This is a genomic window from Actinomyces oris (assembly GCF_001937445.1).
Classification (GTDB): Bacteria; Actinomycetota; Actinomycetes; order Actinomycetales; family Actinomycetaceae; genus Actinomyces; species Actinomyces acetigenes.
This window is the reverse complement of record NZ_MSKS01000038.1, coordinates 19,607-46,567: the sequence shown is the minus strand read 5'-3', so window position 1 is coordinate 46,567 and position 26,961 is coordinate 19,607. Positions and strand designations below refer to the sequence as shown.

Sequence of the window (26,961 nt, the reverse complement as noted above, 5' to 3'; positions counted from 1 at the left end):
CTTGCCCACTCCCGCACTCATCGTGCGCTCCCTCTCTGCCCAGGCATCACTGGAGCCCCACACCTTCACCGCGCCTTTCACCGTGGGACGCTCACCGGACAGCGATGTTCAGATCGTCCACCCCCTGGTCTCCCGCACCCACCTCCAGGTGACCCCCACCCCGGCCGGGTGGGCGGTGAGGTGCCAGGGACGTAACGGCATGCTCGTCAACGGGGCCGTGACGCGCGAGGCACTCGTGACTCAAGGCACTCGTATCCAGCTGGGCGACGCCTCCGGGCCTGCGCTGGGGCTCACTCCGGTCGTCTCCGGCAGCGTGCCTCAGACCGGCGCCCCCATCCAGTCCCAGCCGATGGGCCGGCCCGTGCCATCCGCGCCGAGCGCCCCCTTCATCCCATCGCAGCCGAGTGCGGCCTCCGCCCCGCAAGCCGCTCCCCTCCTCCAGCGCCCTGCCGGCCAGTCCTCGGCCGCAGCCCTCTCGGCGCAGGCCGCGCCCGTTCCCCAGGCCATGGCATCAGCGTCCTCAGCAGCCACCTACGTGGCACCCCCGGGCCGCCCGGCGCCGCCCTCATCGAGCTCAGCGAGCTCGGGCGCCTTCCCCACCTCGCGGCACACGCTCAAGTCCTTCCGCGTCACCTCCTCGGGCACCATCGGGCGCGCGCCCGACAACACCCTGGTTCTGGATGACCCGCTCATCTCCAAGCACCATGCCCGTATCGACGTCTCCCCCAACGGAATGGTCGTCACCGATCTGGGCTCCACCAACGGCCTGTATGTCGCTGGGCAGCGCGTGTCACAGGTCCAGGTCACCCAGCCCGTGCTTCTGGGGCTGGGCTCCACATTCATCGCCCTGAGCCCGGACGGTCTGTGCGAGGTCCAGGTTGCGGGCGGAGCCGGCGGCGAGCTGGTGGGTAAGGACCTGACCTTCCGCGTCAACAACGGCAGCATGACGCTGCTTGACGGCATCTCCTTCTCCCTGCCGGGCAATGAGCTGCTGGCCGTCGTCGGCCCGTCGGGAGCCGGGAAGTCGACACTGCTCAAGGCCCTCACCGGTGAGCAGAAGGCCCAGGAGGGCCAGGTGCTCTTCAACGGGCTGGACGTGTACGAGCACTACCCGGTCATGCGCAACAAGATCGGCGTGGTCCCCCAGAGCGACGTCATTCACTCAGCCCTCACTGTCCGCAAGACCCTCGAGTACGCCGCTGAGCTGCGCTTCGCCAAGGACGTGTCCAAGGCCGAGCGGCGCCAGCGCATCGCCGAGGTCCTGGAGGATCTCGACCTGACCGCGCATGTGGACAAGCGGGTCAAGAAGCTCTCCGGAGGACAGCGCAAGCGGGTCTCCACCGCCATCGAGCTGCTGACACGCCCCAGCCTCCTGTTCCTCGACGAGCCCACCTCCGGTCTGGACCCCCAGCTGGACCGTGACGTCATGGACCTGCTGGCATCCCTGGCTCACGGGACACGTCCTGGTGACAGCGGCCGCACGGTCGTCGTCGTCACCCACAATGAGAACCACATCGACCGCGCGGACAAGGTCCTCATCCTGGCTGCGGGCGGCAAGCCCGTCTACTACGGCGCCCCCCGCGAGGTGCTCCCCTACTTCCGCCAGAGGCTCAACGAGATCGCCTCCCAGGGCCGTCTGCTGCTCAACACGCCGAAGGGCACTCTGCCCGACCCGCCCGCCGTGGACGGCTACGCCGACGTCTACGCCCTCATCCGCAACCACACCGCGGAGCTGCGTCAGTACATGGAGGCCACGGTGCCCTCGACGCGGCGCGGAGGGGCTCCCGCAGCGGCCGCCGGGCCGGCGACGCAGGAGAAGCCGCCCAAGCAGCAGTCCGTGCTCAGGCAGGTCTCGACCCTCGTGCGGCGCCAGCTGCGGATCGTGGCGGCCGACCCGTCCTACCTCGCCTTCATGCTGTTACTGCCCATCATCATGGGACTGCTGACCAAGGCGATCGAGGGCAGCGACGGTTTCGCGGTCCCCCACTACCCGGAGCCCACTCCCCCGACGCCGGAGAACCCCACTCCCCCGATCATCAAGTACTCCAGCCAGGCCCTGCAGCTGTTGGTCATTCTCATCACCGGGGCGGCGTTCTCCGGGATGTCGGCGACCATCCGTGACCTCATTGGGGAGCGGGACGTCTTCCTGCGGGAGAAGGCCGTCGGTCTGAGATCCGGCGCCTACCTGTTCTCCAAGGCGACCATCCTGGCGCTCATCACCACCATTCAGACCGCACTGATGGTGGGCATCGCCCTGGCCCTCAACAAGGGCCCCTCAGATGCCGTCATCCTGGAGGGGTGGCCGGGGCTGGAGCTGGCCTTCTGCTGCTGGGCCGTCGCCTTCGTCTCCGGGCTCCTGGGGCTGGCCGTCTCCGCGATGGTCTCCTCCTCCGAGCAGGTCATGCCGGTCCTGGTGGTCTCCATCATGGCCCAGCTGGTCCTGTCCGGCGGCATCATCCCGATCGCGGGACGGGCGGTCTTCGAGCAGCTCGCCTGGTTCATGCCATCGCGATGGGGTTACGCCATGGCCTCCTCCACGTTGGAGATGCTCGCCATCCTGCCCAACCGTGACGACGCGCTGTGGAAGCACGAGACCGCGCAGTGGCTGACGGACTACGGCATGCTCTCAGCCATCGGCCTGGCCTGCATGGTGGTGTGCTACGTCGCCCTGGCCCGCCGCGGGCGTCGCTGATCCCCTTCTCAAGCCCTCCCGACATGAGCGCCGGGGTGCCGACCACAGAGCTGGTCGGCACCCCGGCGCCACGTATCGGCCGTGTATCGCAGGTGCTCCTACTTGCTGGTGATGCGGGAGACCACCAGGTCAAAGTTGAAAGAGGAGCCCTGTACGACCAGGAGGCGGGCGTCGCTCTGGCCCTTGGCGGGAACAACGGTGCCACCGTAGGCGCCGGGGGTCTTCCAGCCGACCTTGCCCGTATCCGGGGACACGGCGACGACCAGGTTCCCCGGATCACTACCCAAGAAGCTGTACTTCCCGACCTCCATCAGCACCTGTCCGTCACGGAGCAGCCCAATGGATCTGATGTGACAACCATCGGAACGCGAGAACTCGGGCAGCGCGAGCTGCTTGTTGCCGACCTTGGCCGTGCAGGCACTGGCGTCGACGACGACGTTGACCGTGCCGTCGGAACCGATGACCGGGGTGGTCGAGGACGATGCCTTCGCCAAGGAGGAGTAGGCGTCTTTCAGTGACGAGGCATCCAGTGGTGCTGACGCGGCCCACCAGTGCTTCTCCGAGAACTTCCCCGAGACGGTTGCCGCCTCGCTGCCGTTGGCCTTGTAGATGGTGGCACCCGAGGACGTCACTCTCGAGAAGGCCTCCGGCCCGGACTCGATGTTGAATCCACCGGGGAACCGAGTGTCCTCATCGAAGTCCGAGCCCTGCTGCTTGCCGGGCTCGGAGACGAGCACCTCGCCGTTCTTGGCGGACAGCACCTGGAACTGCCGCGACTTGTTCTCGTAGGCGAGGATGAAACCGTGAGCGACCCGGCCTGCCTCGTACTGACCTGAAGCGGTCCACTTCTCCTTGCCGGATGCGTCGTAGGCCTTCATGGAGCCTCCGTCGGAGGACTCCCCCTTGTCGGACACGATGCCGAGGTCGGGTGTCGCACCGATGTAGAAGGAGCCCTTGGAGAAAGGCGCCTTGGAGGTCTTGCCCGCAGCCCCGATCACCGTGGACTCGTCACTGTTCTGGGTGCAGAGCATCGAGCCACCGACCCAGGGGCGGGTCTTGTCGCACTCACCGCTCCACACCGGTGTCGTCGTGCTCTTCGTGAGATCCACCAGGTGCGTCTTGCTGTCGTGCCTGAAGGCCATCGTGGTCCCGTCTGCGGACATGACGGGGTCGGAGACATCCGAGTAGCGCAGCTCCTCCCGGACACCATTGCCGGCAGGCAGGTCCACCGCCCACCTTTTGCCGGTCTCCGCTCCGGAGAAGAAGTACCACCAGGTCGCGCTCGCCCCCACTACTGCCAGGACGGTGATCACGGCAGCCGCAGCCACCCACCGGCGCCGCCACCACCGCCGACGCGCGTCGGTCTGCGGTCCGCCCGTCGCAGCCTCCGGGTACTGCGGGCCCTGTTGCCTGTAGAAGGCGGGCGCGGAGGGGCTGGAGACACCGGGGTTGGTCGACATCTCAGGAACCGCGAAGCCGGCGGTCCCCACCGTTCCCGGGCTGAGGGGAGCCTGTCCGGGGCCGGGGACGTACTGCTGCCCGCCCACCAGGGTCGGCGCATCCGGGGCGAAGGGCATCGTGGCCGAGATCGCCGAGGGACTCGGCAGCGTCGCCGGCGGAGCCGCGGGAGCCGCAGGAGGCAGGGCATCCCAGTCATAGGGAACGAGCGAGGCCGTTGACTGCGGGGGCGAGGCGAGTCGCGGTGCGGCCGGCAGACCGGCCAGAGCGGACTGCATGACGTCCAGACGCTGGGCGACGTCCTCAATGGAAGGACGCGTGCCGGGCTGCTTGGAGATCATCGAGGCGATGAGCTCCCACAACGGGTCGGGCACTCCCTGGGGCCGGCCCGCATCACGTCGGGCGTGCTGGCTGAGCAGCTGAGCGGGTTCCCCCACGAACGGCGTCGTCCCGCACACCATCTCGTAGAGCATGATGCCCAGTGAGTAGATGTCGGCGGCGGAGGTCGGGGCCTGCAGCGACAGGATCTCCGGCGCCATGTACAGCGGTGTACCGATGGCCCCCGTGATGTGGGAGGCGGAGAAGGTGTCGCAGATGCGCGCCACCCCGAAGTCCGCCAGTCGGGGCACAACAGTCTCGGGCACCTCCCCTCCCGGCGCGACACCAACGACGACCGTCTCAGCCGGGTCGCCGCCCCGGCTGGGACGGGAGCTGAGCAGGACGTTGGCGGGTTTGATGTCCCGGTGGATCACACCGACCTGATGGACCGAGGACAGTCCCTGAGCGATACGCGTCCCCAGGGACGCCACCTGCGCAGGCGGCAGGCAGCCGTGTACCCTCAGCAGATCTCGCAGGTCACCGCCGTTGACATAGTCCATGACGATCGCGAAGGTGGACCCCTCGATGACGACGTCACGAATGGCAACGACATAGGGGCTGCGCACCCGCAGCAGAGTGGAGCGCTCCTTGATGAAGCGCTCCACGACGTCGGGATTCTCCACCAGGTCCGCACGCAGAACCTTGAAGGCCAGGGTCTCACGGGAGTCGGTACGCCGACCGCGCCAGACCTCTCCCTGGGCACCCGCACCGATCCGGGTCTCCATGATGTAGGAGCTTCCGAGGTGACGGGGATCGGGGCTGTGGGACATGAGTGCTCCGTGTTGCTCAAGGGCGGCCAGACTTCATGGAGACCTTATCGCGATCTTCGCACCACCGGACCGCTCCGCCAGGACATGGGCGCCCATCGCGCCTCGAATCTCACCACTCCCATGGGAGGGTCCAGGGGCCTGAAGCTCGCCGAGATGACTACAGTGGCTCCCGTGAGCAAGCAGATGACAACCTCTGACCCGCTGGTGTGGATCGACTGTGAGATGACGGGCCTGGACCTGAGCGCCGACGCGCTCATCGAGGTCGCCGTCGTCGTCACCGACTATGAGCTCAAGCCCCTGGCGGAGGGAATCGATGTGCTCATCAAGCCTCCTGCCGCCGCGTTGGAGCAGATGGATGACTACGTGCGCACCATGCACACCTCCTCGGGCCTCCTTACCGCCCTGGAGGACGCAGTGACCATGGAGACCGCCCGCGCCACGGTCCTGGACTATGTGACCTCCCTGGTGCCCGAGCCGCGTACCGCCCAGCTCGCGGGCAACTCCGTGGGCACGGACAAGGCGTTCCTGGCCCGCGACATGCCCGAGCTCATCGAGCACCTCCACTACCGGATCGTGGACGTCTCCTCCCTCAAGGAGCTGGCCAAGCGCTGGTACCCCAGGACCTTCTTCCACGCGCCGAAGAAGGTCGGTGGGCACCGTGCGCTGGCAGACATCCTGGAGTCCATCGACGAGCTGCGCTACTACCGCGAGGTCCTGTTCCCCGACGGGGAGGGCCCGAGCTCCCAGGAGTGCAAGGACGCGGCTGAGCGGATCCTGCGCACACCCACCAGGTGAGCGGGGCGACGGCGCCCTCTGCGCACCTGCCGGACGTGACGTAGTGCACCGAGTCCAGTTTGGTGTGCGGGGAGAGGAGCGGATACAGTACCGATTCGTTGCGGTGATGCCGTACATGGTGGCTGTAGCTCAGTCGGCAGAGCGCCTGGTTGTGGTCCAGGAGGTCGCGGGTTCAAACCCCGTCAGCCACCCCACTGATGGCGGATCATCCCGTCCTCCCCTCTCCCTCCTCGGCAGCAAATGACGCTGCCACCTCGTGGCGCAGGCATGCTGCTGACAGCGAAGGCTCCAGCCTTTCCACTGCGCCCCGATCAACAGGCAGCTAGCTCCCTGACTGCACCGCCTCGGCCGGCGGAGCAGGTGCTCGGTGCCCTGACAACCCACCTTCGAGAAAGTCCCTCCCATGCAACGCCGCGACTTCCTGCTCGCCCTGGCCGCCGGAACCGCAGGCTGCCTCAGCGCCTGCAACACCGCACAGCAGGCAGCCCATTCCGCCTCACCGACCTCACCCCCGGCGCAGGGCTCACCCCTGGCCTCACCGTCCCCCTCACCCACGCCCTCACCGACCCCCTCCCTCAGCCCGCTCCACCTTCAGGACGGCCCTCCACCACTGCCCGCCCCCAGCCCGGCGGACTCACCCATCACCGGCCTGCCGGACAACGTCGGCAACGTCGTGGCCATCACCATCGACGACGGCGTCGACTCCTCAGTCGTGGACGCCTACCTGGACTTCGCCAAGGACTCAGGAGTCCGCCTGACCTTCTTCGTCACCGGCAGCTATCCGAGCTGGACCGACAACCGGGACAAGATGAGGCCCCTGGTGGAATCCGGGCAGGTTCAGCTGGCGAACCACACCTGGACGCACCCCGACCTGACGACGCTGTCGGAGGGCGGGATCATCGAAGAGCTCACCCAGTGCGAGAACCTGCTGCACAACACCTACGGCGTCACGGGCGCCCCCTTCATCCGGCCGCCCTACGGCGGCCGCAGCTCCTACACCGACTCGGTCTGCGCCAAGGTCGGCTACACGACCACGACCATGTGGTACGGCTCCTTCGGAGACTCCGGCCTGCTCACGCCGGAGGTCCTTCTCGGGGAGGCGCAGAAGTGGCTGCTCGCGCAGCACATCGTCATCGGTCACGCAAACTTCCCCACCGTCACTCAGGTCTACGGTCAGATCATCGATATCCTGCGTCAGCGCTCCCTGCAGACTGTCACGCTCGACGACGTCTACTTCAGCCCCGGACACAATCGTCACGTCTGAGGGGCGCTCACCGCACGAGAGCCTCCTGGGCGTCCTCCCGACTCTCGCGGCACGGCCGTCCCTGAACGGAGCCAATCTCCGGGGTCCGCGGGAGGTAGGCGATCTCGCAGCGACCTTCGAGCTGCTCGTCGAAGGTGCCGATCCAGTCGTCGCCGATGACGAAGACATCGATGCCGTACTCGTCGACGTCCTGGCTCTTCTGGCTCCAGGTCTGCTCGGGAACGACCATGTCGACATAGCGAATGGCCTCAAGCATCGCCTTGCGCTGCTCATAGGAGAAGTAGGAGCGCTTCCCCTTGGAGGCGCTGAACTCATCGGTCGATAGAGCGACGATGAGATAGTCACCCATAGCCTTGGCCCGGCGCAGCAGCTCGATGTGCCCGTAGTGGAGCAGATCGAAGGAGCCGTAGGTGATGATGCGTTTCATTAGGATTGTCCTCGCGGGTTGGTCCATCGTTTTGTATGAATCACACAAGAATCGATGGCATTGTCGTTGGTTGCGCGTATGGCGGTTGAACGCGCTCGCCACTAAGTCTAGGCACGAGGCACCCCCCAAAATTCCCTTGTTATCCCTCTGAAGCAGGCTTTCAACTATGTCGGTCGTCACCCACTATCACTTAACCCAATGAATGCGCGAAACCGCCGGCCCACTCCTCACACCGGGCCGCTACAAGCTGAGGCCATCATGTGACAGAACCCTGGTATTCCGCGATATCACAACGATTACGAGCGGTTTCGGCACCGTCACGATAAGCCTCGAACATCACAGTCTGATTGCAGACAAGCCAATCATGACGACTGTCGCTTTTCCAACTCTGCGACACAACTACCGTTATAAGAAAGCTAGTAAAGAAGGCCACCCCCAGGCCTTTCCCGCCCCAGAAGACCGGAGGTCACCAGTGGTCTCAGTAGCTCCTGCCCGGCCCCTTGCCACCCCCTCCCGTACCGCCTCAAGCGTCCCCTCCATGGCGGCTTCAGCGCCCGGCCTCCCGTCCGATTTCTCAGCGGTGAGTCGAGACATCGCCTCCTGGGCACTATGGCTCTTCCTAGCGACCCTTATCAGGACGCTCTTATCAACGCATCGAATTCTTTATCCGCGCCTGCTCCTGATAGGGGTCGTGGCCGCCGCGCTCATTCAGATGACCGCCTGGTGTGTGACCTGGCACTACTGGCCGTGGGCCTCCACGCGGGTCATGCCGTTCGTCATCGTCGCGGGGGCCGGGTTCGCACTGGGTTCCTGCTTCCTCGACCTCGCGACGAAGGTTCACCTCCTTCCGTGGACCGCCGGCCTGGCCGGGTCGGCCGTCGCGGTGACGGATCAGTGGCGGCTCCGACTCAGATGGCGGGCTCACGCACGGCGGCCCCTGGAGGCGGCCTCATGACCACCCTGCTCCTGAGCGGGCTCGCCGTGACGGCAGCTGTCAGCGCCTCCTTGACCGCGGCCGTGATCCCGCTTCTGAGGAGAGCCCGCGCCATTGACGTCCCCGGGGACAGATCCCTCCACCGGCTTCCTGTTCCCCGCGGTGGTGGACTCGCCATCGTCCTGTCCGCCTCGCTGGCCACCTGGACGGCCGTCCTCGCTGCGGCGCACCAGCGAGGCGCGGTCCACGCGATGACCGGAGTCGACGTCGCACTCATGGGGCTGGCGACCGTGCTCGCCTTCGCGCTGCTCGGACTGAGCGAGGACCTGTTGTCTGTGTCCGTCAGGACTCGCTTGGTTCTCCAGCTCGCCCTGGGCGCAGGGCTCGGGCTGGTAGCGCACAGCGCCTTCGAGGTCTCACTGTGGTGGACCCCGGCGATCTGCGTGGGCACAGCCGCACTGGTCAACGCCACGAACTTCATGGACGGCGCCAATGGCCTGGCCTGCAGCCACGCCCTGATGACCTCCCTGTGGTATGTCCAGGTGGCGATCGTCGCCCCGGTTCCCGGGCTGGGACTCGTCATGGTCTCGGTGGCCGGAGCCTGCCTCGGATTCCTGCCATTCAACACGCCTCGCGCCAAGGTGTTCCTGGGTGACTCCGGTTCCTACGCTCTGGGCGGCGCCTGGGCCTTCGCCGTCACGGCCTGCCTCGCCCGGGGTGTGGCCGTGGAGGCGGCGCTCGCCCCCGTCCTCGTGCTTCTGGCGGATACCGGCTACACCCTGTGGATGCGGCTGAGAGCAGGTCAGTGCTGGTACGAGTCGCACCGGCTTCATGTCTACCAGCGCCTGGTGTGCGCCGGATGGCCGCACTGGGCATCGGCTCTCCTGGTGACCCTGGCCGCGGCCTCGTGCTCCGCTCTGGCGGCGGGCAGCCTCCTGACCGGCAGCCGGCTCTGGATGTCCCAGGTCGCCATGGCAGCAGTCCTGATCCTCTACCTGCGGATGCCCTCCATCGTCGGAGCGCCCGACCCCTTCCCCACCCTTCGACGGGCGAGGTGAGGACATGCGCATCCTTCTGCTCACACACTACTGGGCTCCGGAGGTCGGTGCTCCTCAACACCGCTGGAACCGGCTGGCCAAGGCGCTGATCTCACGGGGCCACGAGCTGGCGGTGCTGGCTCCGGCTCCCCACTACCCGGGAGGTCATCTCCTGCAGGGCGGCCAGGCCCACATGCCCGGCTCGATCAGGCGGGACGTCACCGGAGCCATGGTGCATCGCACGATCTTCCGCCCCTACAGCAGCGGCGTGTGTGCACGAGGCGTCGATCAGATGGTCGCGGCAGCCGACTCCGTGCGCCTGGGGGTGGGGCGCTTCCGGGGAGTGAACCGCCCCGATGTCGTCCTCGGCTCGGTTCCCGGGCTCCCCACCCTCCCGGCTGCGCTCGCCGTCGGCAGGGTCCTGCACCGTCCGGTCGTGGTGGAGCTGCGCGACGCCTGGCCGGATCTGCTCCTATCGGCCGCGCAGTGGTCCCAGGCCCCCGACTGCCCAACGGCCGTGGCGCAGGCCCGCCGAGCCCGCCGGCTTCACGTCGTCGGTCGGGGTGCGCGTTGCCTCCTACCGCCGCTCATCACCCGTTTGGAGCGGGAGGCCGCGGCCGTGGTGACAACGACGGACTCCTTCGCCCAGGTCCTGCGCTCCCGCGGGGTAAGCCGCGTAGTGACGGTGCGCAACACCGGCGCCACGGTGCAGGCGGGCCGGACAGGTGCCGACCGACACCGCTCGGACGGCGTCCTGAAGGTGCTGTACCTGGGGACAGTGGGGCGCGCTCAGGGACTGGGCTTCGCGGTGAGGGCCGCGCACATCGCTCAGCGCAACGGCACCCCGGTGGTACTGCGGATCGTCGGCGACGGCGCTCAGCTCCAGGAGGTCGCGACCCTGGCCCGCAGGCTCGGGGCCCCCGTGGAGATCCACCCCGCTGTGCCCTGGACCGAGGTGGATCAGCACTACGCCTGGGCCGATACGGCCCTGGTGAGCCTGCAGAACTGGCCGGCCATGTCCGTGACGGTCCCGTCCAAGCTCTACGAGATCATGTCCGCCGGAGTGCACGTGTGCGCCTCGGTGGACGGTGAGGCCCGGCGCATCGTGGAGGACGCCGGCTGCGGCGACGTCACCGCCCCGCAGGACCCGCAGGCCCTGGCGTCCCTGTGGTGCGCCCTGGCCGCTGACCGCAGCCGTCTGGACGTTGCGGGTGGACGGCGCTGGCTGGCGGACCACGCCGACGCCGAGGCCATGACCGACCGCTACGAGTCCCTCCTGAGGCAGGTGGCCGGTGACTGACGTCCAGATCCTGAGGAACCTGGTGCTGCTGAGCACCTCCGCCACCCGGCAGCTGGTCGAGGATCCGATGCTCCTGGCCCTCAAGGGAGCACGTCGGCTGCCTGAGCCCTGGCGAGGCCGGAGCGCACGGGCACTCGGCATCGGGGCCGGCGAGCGCGAGGTGCGCCGAGCGCTGTCGGCATTCATCGCCGACCGACCGGACTGCGCCGGTGACGCGCTGAGTCGGGCGGTACCGCGATCGGCCCTGGGCCGGCGGCTCGCCGCCGAGATGGCGATCCACCTCGGTTCCGCCGAGCGCAGGCATCTTGACGCCGAGGGCCTGAGCCCCGCGGTGCGCGCGCGAGACCTGTGGTCCCGCGGACACCTGAGCGCCGCGCTCAGCACGTTGGAGGCAGCGCCCGGCTCCGGGGCACAGTGGGCCCGTCTGCGTTCCCAGCTCGCCATGATGAGCCAGGGCTTCCACCTGCCCCGCTTGTCCCCCTCACCGGGCTGGACCGCCCCAGACCCCGGTGAACCGCTGCGAGTCCTTCATCTGCTGACCAGCTCCCTGCCCCACACTCAGTCCGGCTACACCGTGCGCTCGCACGCGCTCCTGCAGGCCCAGTCCAGCGCCGGCATCGACGTGCGGGCGGTGACACGCATCGGTTACCCCGTCATCATCGGCAGGCCCGCGGCTCAGGCCACCGACGTCGTCGACGCAGTCACCTACCGGAGGCTTCTTCCTGCCCGCGCCCAGGCCGCACCGATAGCCCGGCTGACTCAGATGAGCCACCTGCTGGCACGGGAGGTGGAGGCGTTCCGCCCCCACGTGCTGCACACGACCACCAACTACGTCAACGCCCTGGTCACCCAGGCAGTGGCCCGCTCCTACGGCCTGCCCTGGGTCTACGAGATGCGCGGGGTACTGGAGTGCACCTGGGTGGCCTCCAGGCCGGTGAGTCAGCAGGCCGAGTCACTGAGCTCCGAGCGCTTCGCGCTGCTACGGGCCAAGGAGGCAGAGATGGCCAGGCGGGCCGACGCCGTCGTCGTCCTCTCACGGGTCCAGGCCGAGGACCTCGCGGTCCGGGGGGTCGAGCCCAGCCGGATCACGGTCGTTCCCAACGCCGTGGACCAGGAGGCCCTTAAGGCCACTAGGTACTCGCCGGCAGATGCCCGCCAACGGCTGGGACTGCCCCGCGACGGCCTGTGGGTGGGCAGCGTCTCCTCCCTGGTGGGCTATGAGGGATTCGACGTGCTCGTGCGGGCCGTGGCACTCTGCCGCGCCCGGGGGGTCGACGTGCGGTGCGCCGTCGTGGGTGACGGGGTCAGCCGTCCCGGGCTGGTGGCCCTGGCTGGAGAGCTGGGGCTGGAGACCTCGGCGTGTGTCCTTCCCGGACGGGTGGAGCGCGCCAAGGCCCTGGACTGGTACCAGGCCCTGGACGTCTTCTGCGTGCCGAGGCTGAATACACCGGTGTGCCGGCTGGTGACACCGCTCAAGCCGATGACGGCGATGGCGCTGAGTCGGCCGGTGGTGGCCTCCGACCTTCCCGCGCTCAACGAGATCACCGCCCTATCAGCAAATCGGTCCTTCCCGGCCGGCGACGTGGAGGCGCTCAGCCACGTGCTGACCCGACTGGCCGCTGGAGAGCTCCTGCCCCCAACACATCAGACGCTGCCCACCTGGAGCGGCAACGCAGTCCGTCAAGCCGAGATCTACAAGGAGCTGGTATGAGCAGGGCGTCCTGGACCCCGTGGCCCGATGGGCAGCCGTTCTGGGGGCAAAGCTCGCAGGTCAGTGTCAGCGTCGTCGAGCTCAGCGAGCTCTACCCGGTGGGACGGCGCCCGCCGCTGGTGGCCTACATCCGCCAGCTCTGGCAGCGCCGGCACTTCATCTGGGCCGACGCCCGGGCCAAGGCCCTGGGCTCTCAACGGGGCACCTTCCTGGGGAACGCCTGGCTCATCGCCAAGCCGATGCTCGACGCGATCGTCTACTTCCTCGTCTTCGGGCTGCTCCTGCAGACGAGCCGCGGCATTGACAACTTCATCGGCTACCTCGTCATCGGCGTCACGTTCTTCCCGCCGCTGCAGCGGGCGGTCACCGGCGGCAGCCAGGTGATCGTCGCCGGGAGGAACCTCATTCGGGGCTTCTCCTTCCCTCGGGCCGCCCTGCCCGCGTCGTACACGATTCGCTGCACGATCGACCTGGTCCCGCCGATGATCGCGCTCCTCGTTCTCGTGGTGGTCCTTCCCCCTCACACCTGGCCGAGCTGGCACTGGGTCCTCATCGTCCCAGTCCTGGCTCTTCAGGTGCTTCTGAATCTGGGGCTGACGCTGGCGGCCTCCCGTATCACGACGACGGTCCCGGACATGCGGAACATCTGGCCCTTCCTGACTCAGTTCTGGTTCTACGCCTCAGGTGTCTTCTTCTCCTACGAACGGTTCATCAATCACCCGCTGATGCTGCGGGCCATGGACCTCAACCCCGGATACCTCATCATCACGATGTATCGGGACGCGATCCTGTACCAGCGCGTCCCGCAGATGCGCATGTGGCTCATCCTCGGTGCCTGGTCACTGGGGCTGACCGCCGTCTCCTTCGTGTTCTTCTGGGAGAAGGAGGAGGCCTACGGTGTCGAACGCTGAGACCGGACTGAGGAACGAGTCTGCGACCCTTCAGGCCGGCGAGCCGGGGGATACGACGACGCCCTCCCCCATCGTCACGATGACATCCGATGGCGACTCGTCTGCCGCAGTCATGACCGCGGCCGACAGTCACGAGGCCGGCATCGGCACCGCCACCGTCGTCGTCGACGACATTCGGGTGAGCTACCGGGCGCCCTCCACGGACGTCGAGGATCTGCGCGCCGCCTCCGTGGCGCGGAAGATCGTCCTGGGGCTGACGGGACACAGGCCCAACGTGAGGGTCGAGGCCCTCAAGGGGATCTCCTTCGTGGCGCGCGCCGGGGAGTCGATCGGGATCCTGGGTCGCAACGGCGCGGGGAAGTCCACACTGCTTCGCGTCATGGGCGGCTTGGAGACGCCGACCTCGGGAACGGTGAGCGCCCGTTCCACCCCGGTGCTCCTGGGAGTCAATGCGGCCCTCGTCCCCGAGCTGTCCGGCGAGCGCAATGTGCGCCTGGGATGCCTGGCCATGGGGCTGACTCCCCAGCAGATCGAGACGATCATTCCGCAGGTCATCGAGCTGGCCGGGATCGGGAAGGCCATTTACCGCCCGATGAAGACCTATTCCTCGGGAATGTCCTCGCGTCTGCGGTTCGCGATCGCCGCCGCGGCGAACCCGGACATCCTCCTCATCGACGAGGCCCTGTCCACCGGTGACGCCGCGTTCAAGGAGCGCAGCGAGAACAAGATGACCGAGCTGCGGTGCGCCGCCGGGACGGTGTTCATCGTCAACCATGCCGCACAGGTCATCGAGGAGATGTGCACCCGGGCGCTGTGGCTCATGGATGGCGAGCTCATCGGTGATGGCCCGGGGCCCCAGATCGCCCACGACTACCGCTGGTGGTCCTGGAACATCGCCAAGAACAAGCCGGACAAGGCCGCCACGATCCTGGCCGAGTGCCGGGAGAAGTGGAAACCGGCGGAGGTGCGGATCCAACGCTCGGAGAGCCGCACGCTGCCCTACCGACACGCTCGAGGAGTATGACCATGCACAGTGAGGAAAACACGATGACAGCAGGACGAATCACGGTCTACGGCTCTTGCGTGGCCAGGGACGTGGCCAGCGAGATGGAGCAGCGGGGCTGGAGCGTGGAGCGTTACATCGCCCGTCAGTCCCTCATCAGCGCGGGGCGCCCGGCCGACGTGGGGGACCTCGATCTGTCCCTGCTCAGATCGTCCTTCGCCCGCCGGTCCTTCCTGTCCGACATGGTGGGCAACCTGGAGGCGCAGCTGACGGCCGTCGCCTCATACACCGACCTCCTGCTGTGGGACCTGACCGACGAGCGGCTCGGAGTCCTGGAGACCTCCCCCGGGGCCTTCCTGACGCGTTCGACCGAGGCGCTGACGGCCGGCCTCTACGAGGGGCTTCCCGCCAGGTTCCTCGAGCTGGGGACGGCCGAGCACCTGCACCTGTGGCGCCCCGCCCTGCTGCGTTTCCACGCCCTCCTGGAGCGGCTCGACCTGGCGAGGCGGACGATCCTCATCAACGTTCCCTGGGCGACGCGGACCACCTCGGGGATGTCAACCGTCCCGAGCTGGGGGCAGACGGCCATGGAGGCCAACTGGGTCATGACCCGCTACATCGACCTCGTCTACCAGGAGACCGACCTGCGGATCCTGCAGGTGCCCGATGAGCTCGTGGTGGCCGACGACGCGCACCGCTGGGGGGCCGCCCCCTTCCACTACGCCGCCTCCCTGTACTCATGGGTCGCCGACGAGCTGGAGATCGCCCTGGCATCGCGCAGCCTCGCCCCGGCGCTCTGAGCCGCGCCGCGTGCAGCAGGCGGCGTCGGGCCGGTTGGGACCGGCCCGCTTCAGCGAGGCCGCCGCAGCAGCCTGCGAAGGCGCACCGTCCTGGCCGGGCCAGGCTCAGCCAGCCGTGGCCGGCGGGGCCACAGGGGGATGCGGGGGACGTCTGTGCCGGAGTAGCACTGCGCCGCCTCGACCCCGGTGAGGACCCAGCCGACGTTGGTCCCGGCGTAACCCAGGGGCTCCGCCTGCCGGCCGGCAGGCTCGGCGGTGCACAGCTCGGTGACCTCGCCGTCGCGCACGACCGCCACCTCGGGCCGGCCTTTCCACAGCAGGAGGCGGGCCCGGTCCCGGGCTCCGAGGTTCCCCCACGGGCTGCGGAGGATCTGCTCGGAGTCGAGGCGCTGCGCCAGCCTGCGCATCTCGGCTGCGTGCTCCTGCCCCAGCCCCGGTGGCTCGGAGGGCATCCGGCCGGCGTCGACGACCCCGAAGTACCAGCCCAGGTCGTACAGGATCGTCTGCTGGGCCCAGGGGGCGTCACCGGCGGTATCGAGAAGGGCGTGATAGCGCGTGCGCATCTGAGCGACGTAGCGGCCCGGCCTCGACCAGGCGGTCTGGACCGCGGAGTCCCCTGAGCCCCGTTTGTCATAGTGGTAGACGGCCTCGGGCACGTAGACGATCCGGCCCCAGCGGCTTCGGATGCGTCCCAGGTAGAGCGCGTCCTCGAAGGTGGGTGCCTCGCGGTCCTCGGGGAACCGGGCCGCGAGCGCCCGGTCGGCCCGGATGAGGCACTCGTGGACGGAGAGCTGGATGGCCTGCGGCTGCTGGGCGGCGTCGACCCGGGTTGTCCCGCCCTGGAGGCGGAAGTCGAGGGGGTGGGGGATCTCAGCGCCGCCCTGGTGGATGAGGGTGCGCCCGGCCAGGAGGACGTCGCCGCGGCGCCTGGCGGCCAGGAGCCGGGTGAGGAAGTCGGGGGCGAGCCAGTCATCGGGATCGGGGAAGCCGATCCACTGCCCTTGGGCCCGTCCCATCCCGAGGTTTCGAGCACGGCCCTGTCCACCGTTGTCCGTCTCGACGACCTCGACGTCGAGGTCGGTTCGCCTCGCCCAGCTCCGGCAGACCCGCGGTGAGTCGTCGCAGGCCCCGTCCAGGACGAGCACGACCTGGAGACGGTCGTGCGGGTGGTCCTGGGCGTCGAGCGAGCTCAGGAAGCGGGGCAGGTAAGGGGCCACCCCGTAGACGGGAACGATGAGGCTGACCAGGGGCGTGCGGCGGCGCATCGGCGGGGTCCCCGGCACCGGGGCCCGCATCAGATCACGTCGCGTCGGAGCAGCGCGGTCAGGCGGGCGCAGGCTCCGGCGTCGAGCAGGATGAGGTCCTCGGGGGCGGTGAGCCGGCCGGCGACGACGTCCTCCACCGCCTGATGCACCTGTGCGGAGGTGTCGACGCCGATGGCTCCGATGGCCTCGTGACGGATGCGATAGCGATCTGTGTCCGGCCGTGCTCGGGGGTCCCAGACGATGCCGACGCAGCCTGCGACCATGCCCTCGTCGAGGACGGATGAGCGGTCAGAGACGACCGCCCAGGAGCGGACCAGGGTCTCGGGCAGGTCGCGGCCGGTGACAGCGGGCACGCCCAGGGCCCTGAACCACTCGGGTGCGTGCAGCACCAGCTTGGGATGGGCGAACAGGACGGTGCGGTGACCGTCCTGGGTCAGGCCCGCGGCCAGCTCGAGCCAGGGCCGGTAGAGCGTGCTGAGGAGCCCGACGGCGTCGGGGTCGCTCTCCAGGGCGCGTGAGACCTCCGGATCCCAGGTGGGGGCCAGCAGAATGCTGTCGCGTTCGCGTCCCAGAAGGCTGTGGAGGTGGTCGTGGCGGGGGAAGCCGGTGCGCCAGACCTCTCGGTCGGTGAGGGTGTAGGAGGTGTGGTCGGCCGTCAGCCCGGCCTGCTCGGCTGCGGTGGCGCACACGACGACGTCCATGCGGACGCCGTTGAACCAGCGCCACATGTCGCGCATGGTCACGCCGTGCTGGAGGAAGATGAGGCGCTGGTCGGGGCCGACGCCCGCACCGGTGAGGCGGCCTGCGATGAGCGGGTCGCCGATGTCGGACAGCAGGATGGTCTCGGCACCGCTCCAGGCGGCGTCGAATCCGGGGCCGGTCGGGTCCAGCAGGACGAAGCCGTCCTGCGCGAGGCGTTCCCAGTCCGGGCAGCTGCGTTCGATGACGAAGATGTGCCGGACGCTGGGAGCGTGGGTGCGGGCATGGCGGTACAGCGGCTCGGCGTTGTCGCCGGCGCTGTCGTGACGGTCCATGTAGAGCCAGGTGCGGGGCCAGTCGGAGGGGGATGAGGCGGTGTACGGGGTGGGCGCCGAAGAGGTCGCGGAGGCGGCTGCGGAAGAAGCCTGCGGGACCGGTGAGGTGCCGCCGGCCCGCTGGTTCTCCTGCGCCTGGCTGTGACGCAGGAGCCGGGCCAGGCGCCGGCGCAGCCCGGATGAGGCTGCTCGCGGGCGGCCTCGACCCGGAGGCGTCTGAGGCGGCCTGGGGCTGCCCCGGTAGGGGGCCACGGGAAGCTCCCGGGCGTTGATGACGGCGGTGATCTGGCCCTTGGGCAGCCAGACGATGCGCTCGTGGAGGACCACGTCGTCGAAGTAGCGGTGATCGACCGTCTTGGCACTGGTCGGCTGGGCCCAGGCGCCATCCACCTTCCACTGCTCCTGGGGCATGTCACCGGTGTAGAAGTAGGTGGCTTTCTGGTCGCTGCGGAACCTGCGCCCCGAGGGCAGGATCGGGGCCGGCATGGGGCCGGCGGCCATGGCGACCAGGGCGGTACGACGGCCCACGGCCAGCGGCGTGGAACAGTACGCATCGATCTGGGAAGCGGGGACGCGTCGGGTGACGGCGCGCAGAAGCTGGGCCACCTCAGCGCGCTCGGCGGCCGTGAGCCCCGCCGAGGGGTAGCGCAGTCCACGATCGGCGTCGGTGACCTGGATGAGGCGGTGGATGATGAGCTGGTGGACCCAGGCGGGTGGGGGGCTTCCGACCTGCAGCCACGTCGGCAGCACCGTGCCCAGCAGGTGGCGGTAGTGGTCGATCCTTCCCCAGGGTCCGGGAGGCTTGGGAGCGCGGCGGATGACGGCCGGGCCGTCGTGGAGACCCAGCCGGTTACCGGTGGCCACGATGTGGGCGATGAGCCCGCTCAGGGCGGTGTTCTCGTCATCAGCGGCGGTGGCCTCAGCGCCGACGGCGTCGTCCACGCCGTGGAGGACTCCCGATCCGTCCCAGTCCTGCAGGCCGTGGCGGGGGATGGTGAGCACCGCTCCGCTGACGGTGTCCGGAAAGATGTGGGGCTCGACGGTCAGGTCAGCGGTGCGGCTGCCGTGATTGAAGCGCCACTGCAGCCGCTCGTCGCGGGTGCCGTCGGGGCGGATGGTCACGGTCGGTGTGAGGACGACGGCGTTGCCAGTGCCGGGCTGGGCCAATGAGGTGACATAGCCCGGCTCGACCCTGTCTCCCGCCTTGAGGAGCAGGACTCGGGTCCCTGCGGCCAGGGGGCGCAGAACCTGGCCCAGGCCCGCCGGATCGGGGCAGCCGATGGGGACGATCCCGCCTTCAGGCGAGTCCTGGTCAAGAGAGTCGAGTGTGTCCTGACCACCTGCGGAACCGATGATGATGACGTGCAAGGTCTCGGTACTGCGGGCGTTCATGAGGTGGGCATCTCCATTTCGTGGGGTGGTCCCCAATGACTAATGGTGGACGTAGCCAGCACCTCCGCGTTGGAGATGTCCCAGGTGTGTCCGAAAGTCGTCCCTCGCCGCTGGACGAACCCGAATCGGGAGGCCGAATAGATACGGGCCCCGGCACGTGTGCAGTCATTAAGGAAACCGGTGTCCTCCCCGGTAGTTGTCTCGGGAAAAGTGACCTCGCGCGCCAGGTCCGCCCGAGCCACCAGGGTCGGCCCGGAGACGAAAGTCGTATAGCGGTGCTCCCAGTCGGCGAAGCGCAGCACCGTCAGGTCCGGGCCCGTCAGGTGCAGGTAGTGGGCGTGCTTGCCCACGACCTCGGCACGGGCGTAGTCGGCCGCAGCGAGGGACTCGAAGAGATAGTGATCGCCGTAGAGGTCGTCATCGTCCATCTTGGCGATGTAGTCGGCCTCGACTCGCGAGAGCATGAGGTTGTAGCAGCCTCCTAACGGAGTGCTGGTCTCAGCGGTGACCCAGTCGACCTCGAGGCCCAGCTCACGGGCGCGGGCCCTGCTGGCGGCCGGGGCGGTGAAGCCGTGGGTGAGGATGACCGGGGCCATCGTCACCTGCTGCTGGCGGGCCAGGGTCTCAATGACGTGGTCGACCTGCTCGGGCCGGATGGTGGACACCAGTGGTGCGATGGTGGGCCTGCACCTGGCCCGCTCCCCCATGCCGATGGATCGCAGCACGGTCTCTACGCGGTGGCTGTAGGTGTGCCGGCTCCAGATCTCCCGTTGCGCCAGGTAGGTCATGTACTCCCCAAGGACCGGGTTGGTCACGAGCGCGCGCACGGTGTGCCCGGCCTGAGCCCGGTCAGTGACCTTGGCCAGGGCTCCTGCGGGCAGAAGGCGGTCGGTGGCCGGCGTCGGGGTACTCACCACGGGAGTGCCGCAGGCCAGGACCTCGATGACGCGGCGCGGAAGCATGGAGGGGCTGTCCACCACGGAGCTGACGTTGAGGAAGACGGCGTAAGCGCGGTAGGCGCTGAGCATCTGGGTGTAGGTGAGGCTGCCGCGCACGTGGGAGTCCCAGGGAGGCGGGAACTGGTAGGTGTCGTCACCGTCGAGGTACCGGGAGAAGATGTCCAGCCCGTGGGGCAGGCGTGCCGAGACGTCGTGGGCGCCGCCCAGGACGATCTCCATCTGCGCGCGCCGCTCGGGGTACTTGTGAGCGAAGTAGGTGCCGGCGAAGGCGACATCCCTCAGGGGTACGGGGCGCCCCGTCTCGTCCAGCAGGCGGATCGGGTTGTGGATCGCGGGCTGGGCGGCGAAGGGCAGGATCCCGATGCGGTCATGCCCCAGGTCTCGCCGGTAGTGCTCCACCATCGCCTCATCGGTGGTGAAGACCCAGTCGAAGAGGCGGGCGGTCTCGATGGCCTCGTCGTAGTGGGCGGGATCCTCCTTGTTCCAGAAGACCGTCGGCACTCCTTGGCCTCGCAGCGCGGTGACCATGTCCCTGAGGTGGCCCGAGGGACCCTGGGAGCCGATGACCTGGAAGCGCCAGGCGTCGTCGTTGCCGTGCCAGGCGGACTCTACGAAGAGCAGGTCGATGGGGGTCTGCTCGACCTGCTCGCGCCAGCCGGCGGGGGTCAGGGGCACCGAGCGCCACTCGTAGTCCAGGGCGAGCGCCGTGAACTCATCGGCGATCACCCCGACGGTCACGTCGTGACGCGGCCCGGTCTCCTGCGGCAAGGGCAGGGGCCAGTCCGGCAGGAGCATCCGGCCCCGTCTCCTCAAGGCCCGCCTGCGGGGGCGGGCCCAGGCGGTGGCCCGACGACGGCGCAGGTGCTCACGCAGCCCCGTCACCCCGGAGTGGCGCAGGTGCCACAGGGCGCGGCGCAGCTCGGGGGCTGTCCGAGGCGAGGTGCGGTTCTCCGGCGAGCTCATGACTCCCCCCATGTCTCGTCCAGGGAGTCGAGCAGATCGTCGAGTTGGTCGCCGTCGCGCTCGACGTTGAAGACGTAGTCCCGGTTGGTGACTCCCAGGTCCCGGCCCTCACAGTCCTTCTCCCTGCCGTCGGTGATCTCGTCACCGTAGAACAGGTGCAGGCGGTGGCCGAGCGCCGAGCAGATGAGGTACTCGTTGGTGGCCAGGTAGGACTGGTTGATGAAACCAATGACGTCGATCGGGCGGCGCGCGAACATGATGTTGTACAGGGCGGAGCCGATGTACCCGGCCACGACGTCGGCCTCGTAGAACATGCGGGCCTGCTCGACGATGGAGTGGCCCTCGGGCCGGATGATGGTGAAGCCCCTGCGGGTGAAGCGCTCCTCGAGCTCGTCACGATTGAGGCACTCGCGCCACATATCGGGCTTGCGGGAGATGAAGAGCCTGCGGTGGGGCTTCGCGTTGGGCTCGGATCGCTCCAGCAGGCCGTCGCGCAGCCGGTGGCAGGTGCGGGCCAGGCGCGGGTCGGCGAATCGCCCGTTCTGCATGAGGGACATGGCGCAGACGAGGGCGTCGACCGTCACCGGGGAGGTGATGACCTCGACCTGGTCGTCGTCGATGCCGTAGGCCTCCAGGAGGATGCGCTGGTAGGCAGGGGGACGGCCGCGGTCAGCCCTGCTGTTGGTGAGGATCCGGATGTCGGGGTGCGTCGCCTGCGCCAGCTCCCAGGCGTAGAGCCGTGGGACCGCTTCGGTCATGAAGTGGCCGAAGTGCCGGTTGTACTCAAGGTCCAGGTGGAAGAAGGTTCCTCCGAGCCTTGGGGCCGACTCCGTGTTAACCGTGGGCGCGGCGTAGTAGTGGTTGAGCTCCTTCAGCGCCGTGTTGACCAGTCGCTTGGTCGTGGCCAGGCGGAAGGTGTTGGGCAGCAGGAGATGATCCTTGACAAGCACCTGGCGGGGGGCGATGCACACGTCCCGGTACTCCAGGACCGAGGTCTCGGGGATCCGGTTCTCGCGCGGCAGTCGCTTGGCGCACAGCCCCCGGTTGTTAGTGACGCCGATGACCTCCAGCGGGGTGACCCGGGCGGGGAGGATCTCCAGCGGACGTCCCCAGGACTCGCCGTAGCGGGCGGACAGGATCGGCGGGGTCTCGGCGTATCGGAGCTTGACGAAGCCGTCTCCTCGTTTGCGCAGCACGACGCCGCCATCGAGGACGGTCAGTGCGGCCACCTGCTCGCCGTAGGCCCGTTCGTCCCCGCTCAGCGCCCCCTTGGCGCCGTGCAGGACGGCGAGACTGCGCGAGGCTCGGGTGACGAGCTCAGCGGTGTTGGAGCTCTCGCCCAGCGCTGCGCCGTCGATGGCGACGTAGTACCCGCCGTCGCGGACAATACCGATGAACAGCTGGGCGGCCAAGGCGCGCATGCCGGGGCTGTGGGTGAGGGCGTCCACGAGGACGTCGAACCGACCATGAGTGGCCAGGGCCTGGTGCAGGTCGATCTGGTTCGTGAAGGGAACCACCCGGGCGAGGCCGATGAGACCGGAGCTCGCCGTCGGTTCAGCCCCGGGGCTCCCGTCCTGCTCGTCCTGCTTCTCCTGCATCGTGTAGACGATCAGCTCGCGCGCTCCCAGCGCCAGCGCGATGCAGTTGCTCAGGTGGGGCTGAGGGCGGTCCACGAGTACGGCGACACGCGGCGCCGCTTTGGTGTCCTCCCCACCGCCCAGCCCCTGCAGAACGTGCTGCAGGACCTCCTCCAGCTCCACTGAGGGCTTGCCGGCCGGCATCGAGGAGGAGGCCATTGCCCGGGGAGCCGCTGCGGGCCGTGACCCGTGGGGGCACGTCATGCGGACGTCCCTCGCGAGGCCGCACGCTTGCGCCGCCGCCTCTTGGAAGCCGACTTCCCCTTGGGTTGCTGGTGAAGCGCCTCGGGGCCGAGCACCGCCTCCAGGGTGTCCCGCAGTGAATGCGCGTTGTGCTCCTGAACGTCGAAGTCTCCGTGGGCAAGACGGGGATCGGCCAGAGCCTTGCGGATCGCCTGAGCGATGTCCTGAGGCGAGGTTCCGCACAGAACCCCGTATCCGAGGGCGATCAGCTCCCGGTTGCCCGGAAGGTCGGAGGCCACGACCCCGGTTCCCAGCGTCATCGCCTCCAGCAGGGTGACCGGCTGCCCCTCGTGAAGGGAGGGCAGGACGAACAGATCGGCTCCGCCCAGGACCGGGAACGGGTTGTCCATCTGTCCCAGCAGCGTGACGTGCCCGGACAGGCCCAGGGAGTCGATCCTGGCCCGCAAGGTCCCCTCGAGCACCCCGGAACCGACGATCGCCAGGCCGATGCTCAGCCCCTGAGCGGTGCCGCCCTCGGTGCCGTCCTGCTCGCGCAGCAGGGCGAGCGCCTCGATGAGAGCCGCCTGGTTCTTCTCCATCGACATCCGCCCCATGGTGGCAAGGACGATGTCGTGCTCGTTCTTCAGCGCGGTGAAGGCCTCGGGGGCGGGTGCCTGCGCCCCGAGGCGGACCCGCTCGACGTCAAGGAGGTTGCGGGCCGAGACCTGGCGCTGGGAGAGGTCGATGCCCAGCCCGGCCAGCCCGCTGCGGTTGTGTCGGGCCAGTCCCGGGCTGACGGCGACGACGGCGTCGACATCTCCGTAGAGGGCGAAGACGCGCCTGAGGCCCGGGTACTTGTCCCGATACTCGTTGTCCATCTGGTTGTGCTGGTAGCAGGAGGTACGCGATCCGCGACGCCCCCAGGCCGCGATGAGCGAGACCCAGGTCTCGGCGTAGCCGTCGTACTCGATGGCGGCGTCGGGCACGAAGTCGCCCAGGATGCGGCGCGTCTCGCGCTCGTAGTAGGCCCAGTAGCAGTCCCAGAAGCTCTGCGAGGTGAAGGCGTCGGGGTGGCGGGCGAAGTCGTTGACGCAGGCCCGTTCGTGGATCCGCCAGGGCGCGGCCCCGGGTTTGCAGATGACGTGGACGTGGCTGGGCAGGCGTCGGAAGATCTCCTGACGGTCCTCGTTGTCGCGTAGGACGGAGGGCTCAACGATGAGGTTCACCGAGTAGAGCGCCGGATCGAGCGCCTCCAGGAGGGCCAGGAGGGCGGAGGCGATCCCGTTGGGGATCATGGAGGCGTGGAACAGGAGGGTGCGGCGCTTACGGGCGCCGTCGCCGAGCGGCGAGTCAAGGGCATGGTCCCTGATGATCGCCCGCTGCCCGTGGTCGAGGTCGTCGTCGAAGAAGGCTCGAGCCAGGCGCGACGAGGCCCGCCCGTCCTCGTAGGGGCAGTAGCGGGCGAGGGCCTCCTGGGGGGCGACCCCCTCCCCGTCCAGGGCTCGCCCGATGGCTGAGGCCAGCTCGCCGCGGTCGTAGCAGGCCAGCCCGGGGACCTCCGCGGGATCAAGGTACAGGCCCCGCTCGGCCCGGTACTCCTCGATGTCGTGCATGTAGAGCACGATGGGGCGCTTCTGGGGCAGGAAGTCGAACAGGATCGAGGAGTAGTCGGTCACCAGGACGTCGACGGCGGCCAGCAGCTCATTGGTGTCGATGTCCTTGGGCACGACGTTCACCGGCAGATCGACGCCGGCCAGCAGCTTCTCGGACAGGCGGTGGGCGCGGTAGACCACGAGCACGTCGTCGCGGGAGGCCATGGCGGTCAGGTCGGCGACCAGGGCCTCGCGGTCCAGCTCCCGCTTGCTGACGCCGCCGCGCCAGGTGGGGGCGAACAGGACCAGACGGCGCTCATCGTCCTCAGCCAGTCCCAGGCGCCCCCGCAGCGCCTTGCGGTCCTGAGCGCTCGTCGTCAGCGAGGTGTCCAGACGGGGGAACCGGTGATGATGGTGCGGCCCCGGTAGACGTCGAGCAGATCGTGGTCCTCGACCAGCGCCCATCGGGTGAGCTCATTGGGCGCCATGAGCGTGGTGCTCAGCTGGAAGTTGCGCTGCAGGTTCTCGTAGTCGAGCAGGCCTCCCCGCATGGACCGTCCCAGGGTCTTGAAGGGGGTGCCGTGCCAGGTGTTGAGGTAGCGCTGCTCGCGGCGGCGCACGAAGTAGGGGGCGAAGGAGACGTTGTTGACGAGGTACCCGGCGGTGGCGAGGTACTGCATGTACTCGGTGCTGTGCAGGGGGACGAAGACGACGTTGCGACGCCCCAGCAGATCCGCGGGGATGGCACCGAGGTCATTGACGGCCCACACGTGCAATAGGTGGGAGTACTCCGGCCGGTTCACCATCCACCGGAAGATGGCCAGGGGGTGACAGCCGATCGAGGCGCCGTGGTTGGACTCCCACAGCACCAGGTGGGGGCTGACGGGAAGGACCTCCAGGGCCTCGGCGTAGCGGATGTTGCGAGCGGCTGTCGCGGTGCGTCCATAGGCCCGTGGGTCCAGCCCGTCCTTGCAGCCGAACTCCTCGGCCTGCTCGAGGATCTCGCAGGCGAGCTCCACCTGCCCGGCGTCCTGGGCCAGCTGGGCCAGGACCAGGCGGTGATTCCGGTCCCCCTTGAGAACCAGCGGGAGGACATGCCGGATGGACTGAGCGGCCTGACCCGCTGCGGCGGACGGGATCGCCTTACCGGCACCGGGATCATCCGTAGCGTCGCGGGAGCCGAGAGCCTGGTGAAGGCCGAGCATGACGTCGCCGATGGTGGACTCGACCAGGTCCTCCGGCCGCTGCCGAGGCGGAGGTGTGCTCTTCGCGCGGACCAGGTCGAGGAAGCCCGTGCTGGCCAGCTGCTTGGACACCGATGCCAGCCTGCGCGGGGCCGGCCCCAGGTAGGCCCAGAAGGAGGCCAGCGCCTCGTCGTGGCGTCCCAGCCTCGCCAGGCAGACCCCACGGCGATAGTTCCACCAACTGCGTGCGGGCTTCTTGAGCGTCCGCAAGGCCTCCTGGTACGAGCGCTCCGCGGTGGCGAGGTCGCCGACACGTTCCGAGGCGAGTCCCAGCTTGTAAAGAGTGTTCCCGTTGCCGGTGTCCAGTGAGGCGGCCAGGGCGTACTGTCCTTGTGCCCGCTCGTGCTCGCGCAGACGGTCCAGGCAGTAGGCCAGCTCGTAGGCCCGCTCCACCCTCGTCATCCCCTCGCCCGGGTAGATCTCGAAGAGCTCGGCCGCCAGCCTCCAGTCTCCCCGGGAGCACGCGAACTGGGCCGGTCCCTTGCTGCAGGCCTTTCCTCCGGCGGCCTTGCAGGCGGCGGCGAAGCTGGTGGCGGCGGAGGCCCGATCACCCTCACGGTGGGCGATGACCCCCTGCTCGAAGAGCTCCTGCGCGCTGAGCTCATCGATGTCGGCCAGGACGTCCAGGGTGCACCTGGCCGGCCCGTTGAGCCCCAGGTGAAGCTGAGCCTGAAGAAGCTTGCGCAGCCAGGCGGCGTCGTTCTCGTGCTCCGGCAGTCCGGAGAGCAGAACCTCCAGGCGCTGCCACTGCGGGGTGCTCACGGGCAGGCAAGCGAGCAGATTCTCCGAGTAGCGCCGGTCCCGCACCCCCGAGGAGAGGGCCCGCGAGAAGAAGACGGAGGCCCCCTCCGGATCGTCCTGACGCTTGAGGAGGCAGCCGGCACGGTAGAAGGCCTCTCCGCAGGAGGGGTCGCGGTCGGCCACCTCGGTGTAGGTCCTCAAGGCCGCCTCGAACCGTTCCTGACGCTCAGCGATGACTCCCAACCGCAGCCGGCTGGCCGTGTCGTGGCCGCTCTCAGAGAGTTTTTCATACAGACGCTTTGCCTCAGCCAGGTTACCGTCCTCGTACTCCCTGGCGGCGGCATAGCGCACCAGCCGGGTGGTGGCCGGCAGCTGCAGGCGGCCGGAAACGGCACGCCCCATTTTTCTGAGAACAGCATCCTTACTCATGATAGTCGCCCTTATTTCAGTATGAACATTACGCGTATTTAA

At 68.5% G+C, this 26,961-nt stretch carries 15 protein-coding genes, 1 tRNA gene and 2 pseudogenes; 10 read left to right on the top strand and 8 right to left on the bottom strand.

The features are described from left to right. The first annotated feature begins 1 nt into the window (after position 1). Entirely contained in the window at positions 2–2,692 is a 2,691-nt protein-coding gene (locus BKH20_RS10535) for an ATP-binding cassette domain-containing protein (protein WP_075391024.1), read from the top strand. Positions 2,693–2,790: 98 nt separating this feature from the next. Here BKH20_RS10535 and BKH20_RS10530 read toward each other — a convergent pair whose 3' ends face one another. Next, a complete protein-coding gene (locus tag BKH20_RS10530) occupies positions 2,791–5,298 on the bottom strand; it encodes a serine/threonine-protein kinase (RefSeq protein ID WP_075391023.1) in 2,508 nt (835 codons plus the stop codon). A 183-nt stretch (positions 5,299–5,481) separates the two neighbouring features. Here BKH20_RS10530 and orn point away from each other — a divergent pair, with 183 nt between their 5' ends. The 3 genes from orn (at position 5,482) to BKH20_RS10515 (ending at position 7,357) form a co-directional block, all read left to right on the top strand. Further along, entirely contained in the window at positions 5,482–6,093 is a 612-nt protein-coding gene (orn, locus tag BKH20_RS10525) for an oligoribonuclease (RefSeq protein WP_075391033.1), read from the top strand. 118 nt (positions 6,094–6,211) lie between these two features. Continuing rightward, positions 6,212–6,287: transfer RNA gene (locus BKH20_RS10520), tRNA-His, on the top strand. 209 nt (positions 6,288–6,496) lie between these two features. Further along, a complete protein-coding gene (locus tag BKH20_RS10515) occupies positions 6,497–7,357 on the top strand; it encodes a polysaccharide deacetylase family protein (protein WP_075391022.1) in 861 nt (286 codons plus the stop codon). Between the two features lie 7 nt (positions 7,358–7,364). On the opposite strand, the gene tagD is transcribed toward BKH20_RS10515, so the two are convergent. Then, positions 7,365–7,784, bottom strand: a complete 420-nt coding sequence (tagD, locus tag BKH20_RS10510) for a glycerol-3-phosphate cytidylyltransferase (protein WP_070661734.1) — start codon at positions 7,782–7,784, stop codon at positions 7,365–7,367. A gap of 951 nt (positions 7,785–8,735) precedes the next feature. On the opposite strand from tagD, the gene BKH20_RS10500 reads away from it, so the two are divergent. The 6 genes from BKH20_RS10500 to BKH20_RS10475 are packed head-to-tail and all read left to right on the top strand — an operon-like array spanning position 8,736 to position 15,480. Next, positions 8,736–9,776 carry a glycosyl transferase family 4 gene (locus BKH20_RS10500; RefSeq protein ID WP_075391020.1) on the top strand — a complete coding sequence of 347 codons (1,041 nt, stop codon included), beginning with the start codon at positions 8,736–8,738 and terminating at the stop codon, positions 9,774–9,776. Between the two features lie 4 nt (positions 9,777–9,780). Next, complete coding sequence (locus BKH20_RS10495) at positions 9,781–11,055, top strand: glycosyltransferase family 4 protein (protein ID WP_075391019.1); 1,275 nt, start codon at positions 9,781–9,783, stop codon at positions 11,053–11,055. Then, positions 11,048–12,766 (top strand): glycosyltransferase family 4 protein, encoded by a 1,719-nt coding sequence (locus tag BKH20_RS10490; RefSeq protein ID WP_075391018.1) that lies wholly within the window; start codon positions 11,048–11,050, stop codon positions 12,764–12,766. Before BKH20_RS10495 ends, BKH20_RS10490 begins: the two co-directional genes overlap by 8 nt. Next, positions 12,763–13,677 (top strand): ABC transporter permease, encoded by a 915-nt coding sequence (locus BKH20_RS10485; RefSeq protein ID WP_075391017.1) that lies wholly within the window; start codon positions 12,763–12,765, stop codon positions 13,675–13,677. The genes BKH20_RS10490 and BKH20_RS10485 overlap by 4 nt, the downstream gene beginning before the upstream one ends. Beyond that, positions 13,664–14,701 carry an ABC transporter ATP-binding protein gene (locus BKH20_RS10480; protein WP_075391016.1) on the top strand — a complete coding sequence of 346 codons (1,038 nt, stop codon included), beginning with the start codon at positions 13,664–13,666 and terminating at the stop codon, positions 14,699–14,701. The genes BKH20_RS10485 and BKH20_RS10480 overlap by 14 nt, the downstream gene beginning before the upstream one ends. 2 nt (positions 14,702–14,703) lie before the next feature. After that, complete coding sequence (locus BKH20_RS10475; protein WP_075391015.1) at positions 14,704–15,480, top strand: DUF6270 domain-containing protein; 777 nt, start codon at positions 14,704–14,706, stop codon at positions 15,478–15,480. A 50-nt stretch (positions 15,481–15,530) separates the two neighbouring features. Here BKH20_RS10475 and BKH20_RS10470 read toward each other — a convergent pair whose 3' ends face one another. The 6 genes and pseudogenes from BKH20_RS10470 to BKH20_RS14960 all read right to left on the bottom strand — a co-directional run. Beyond that, complete coding sequence (locus BKH20_RS10470) at positions 15,531–16,745, bottom strand: glycosyltransferase family 2 protein (protein ID WP_256693142.1); 1,215 nt, start codon at positions 16,743–16,745, stop codon at positions 15,531–15,533. Between the two features lie 29 nt (positions 16,746–16,774). After that, complete coding sequence (locus BKH20_RS10465) at positions 16,775–19,171, bottom strand: hypothetical protein (RefSeq protein WP_075391013.1); 2,397 nt, start codon at positions 19,169–19,171, stop codon at positions 16,775–16,777. After that, positions 19,168–21,093: a glycosyltransferase gene (locus BKH20_RS10460; protein WP_075391032.1), complete on the bottom strand. Its 1,926-nt coding sequence runs from the start codon at positions 21,091–21,093 to the stop codon at positions 19,168–19,170. The genes BKH20_RS10465 and BKH20_RS10460 overlap by 4 nt, the downstream gene beginning before the upstream one ends. Next, the gene (locus BKH20_RS10455) at positions 21,090–22,934 is read right to left on the bottom strand and encodes a glycosyltransferase family 61 protein (RefSeq protein ID WP_081381691.1); all 1,845 of its coding nucleotides are present in this window, start codon (positions 22,932–22,934) and stop codon (positions 21,090–21,092) included. The genes BKH20_RS10460 and BKH20_RS10455 overlap by 4 nt, the downstream gene beginning before the upstream one ends. Next, a pseudogene (locus tag BKH20_RS14965) lies at positions 22,934–26,212 on the bottom strand (CDP-glycerol glycerophosphotransferase family protein); the annotation flags it as partial. The gene BKH20_RS10455 and the pseudogene BKH20_RS14965, both read right to left, overlap by 1 nt. Before the next feature lie 416 nt (positions 26,213–26,628). Then, positions 26,629–26,892, bottom strand: a pseudogene (locus BKH20_RS14960) (tetratricopeptide repeat protein); the annotation flags it as partial. Positions 26,893–26,961: the final 69 nt, after the last annotated feature.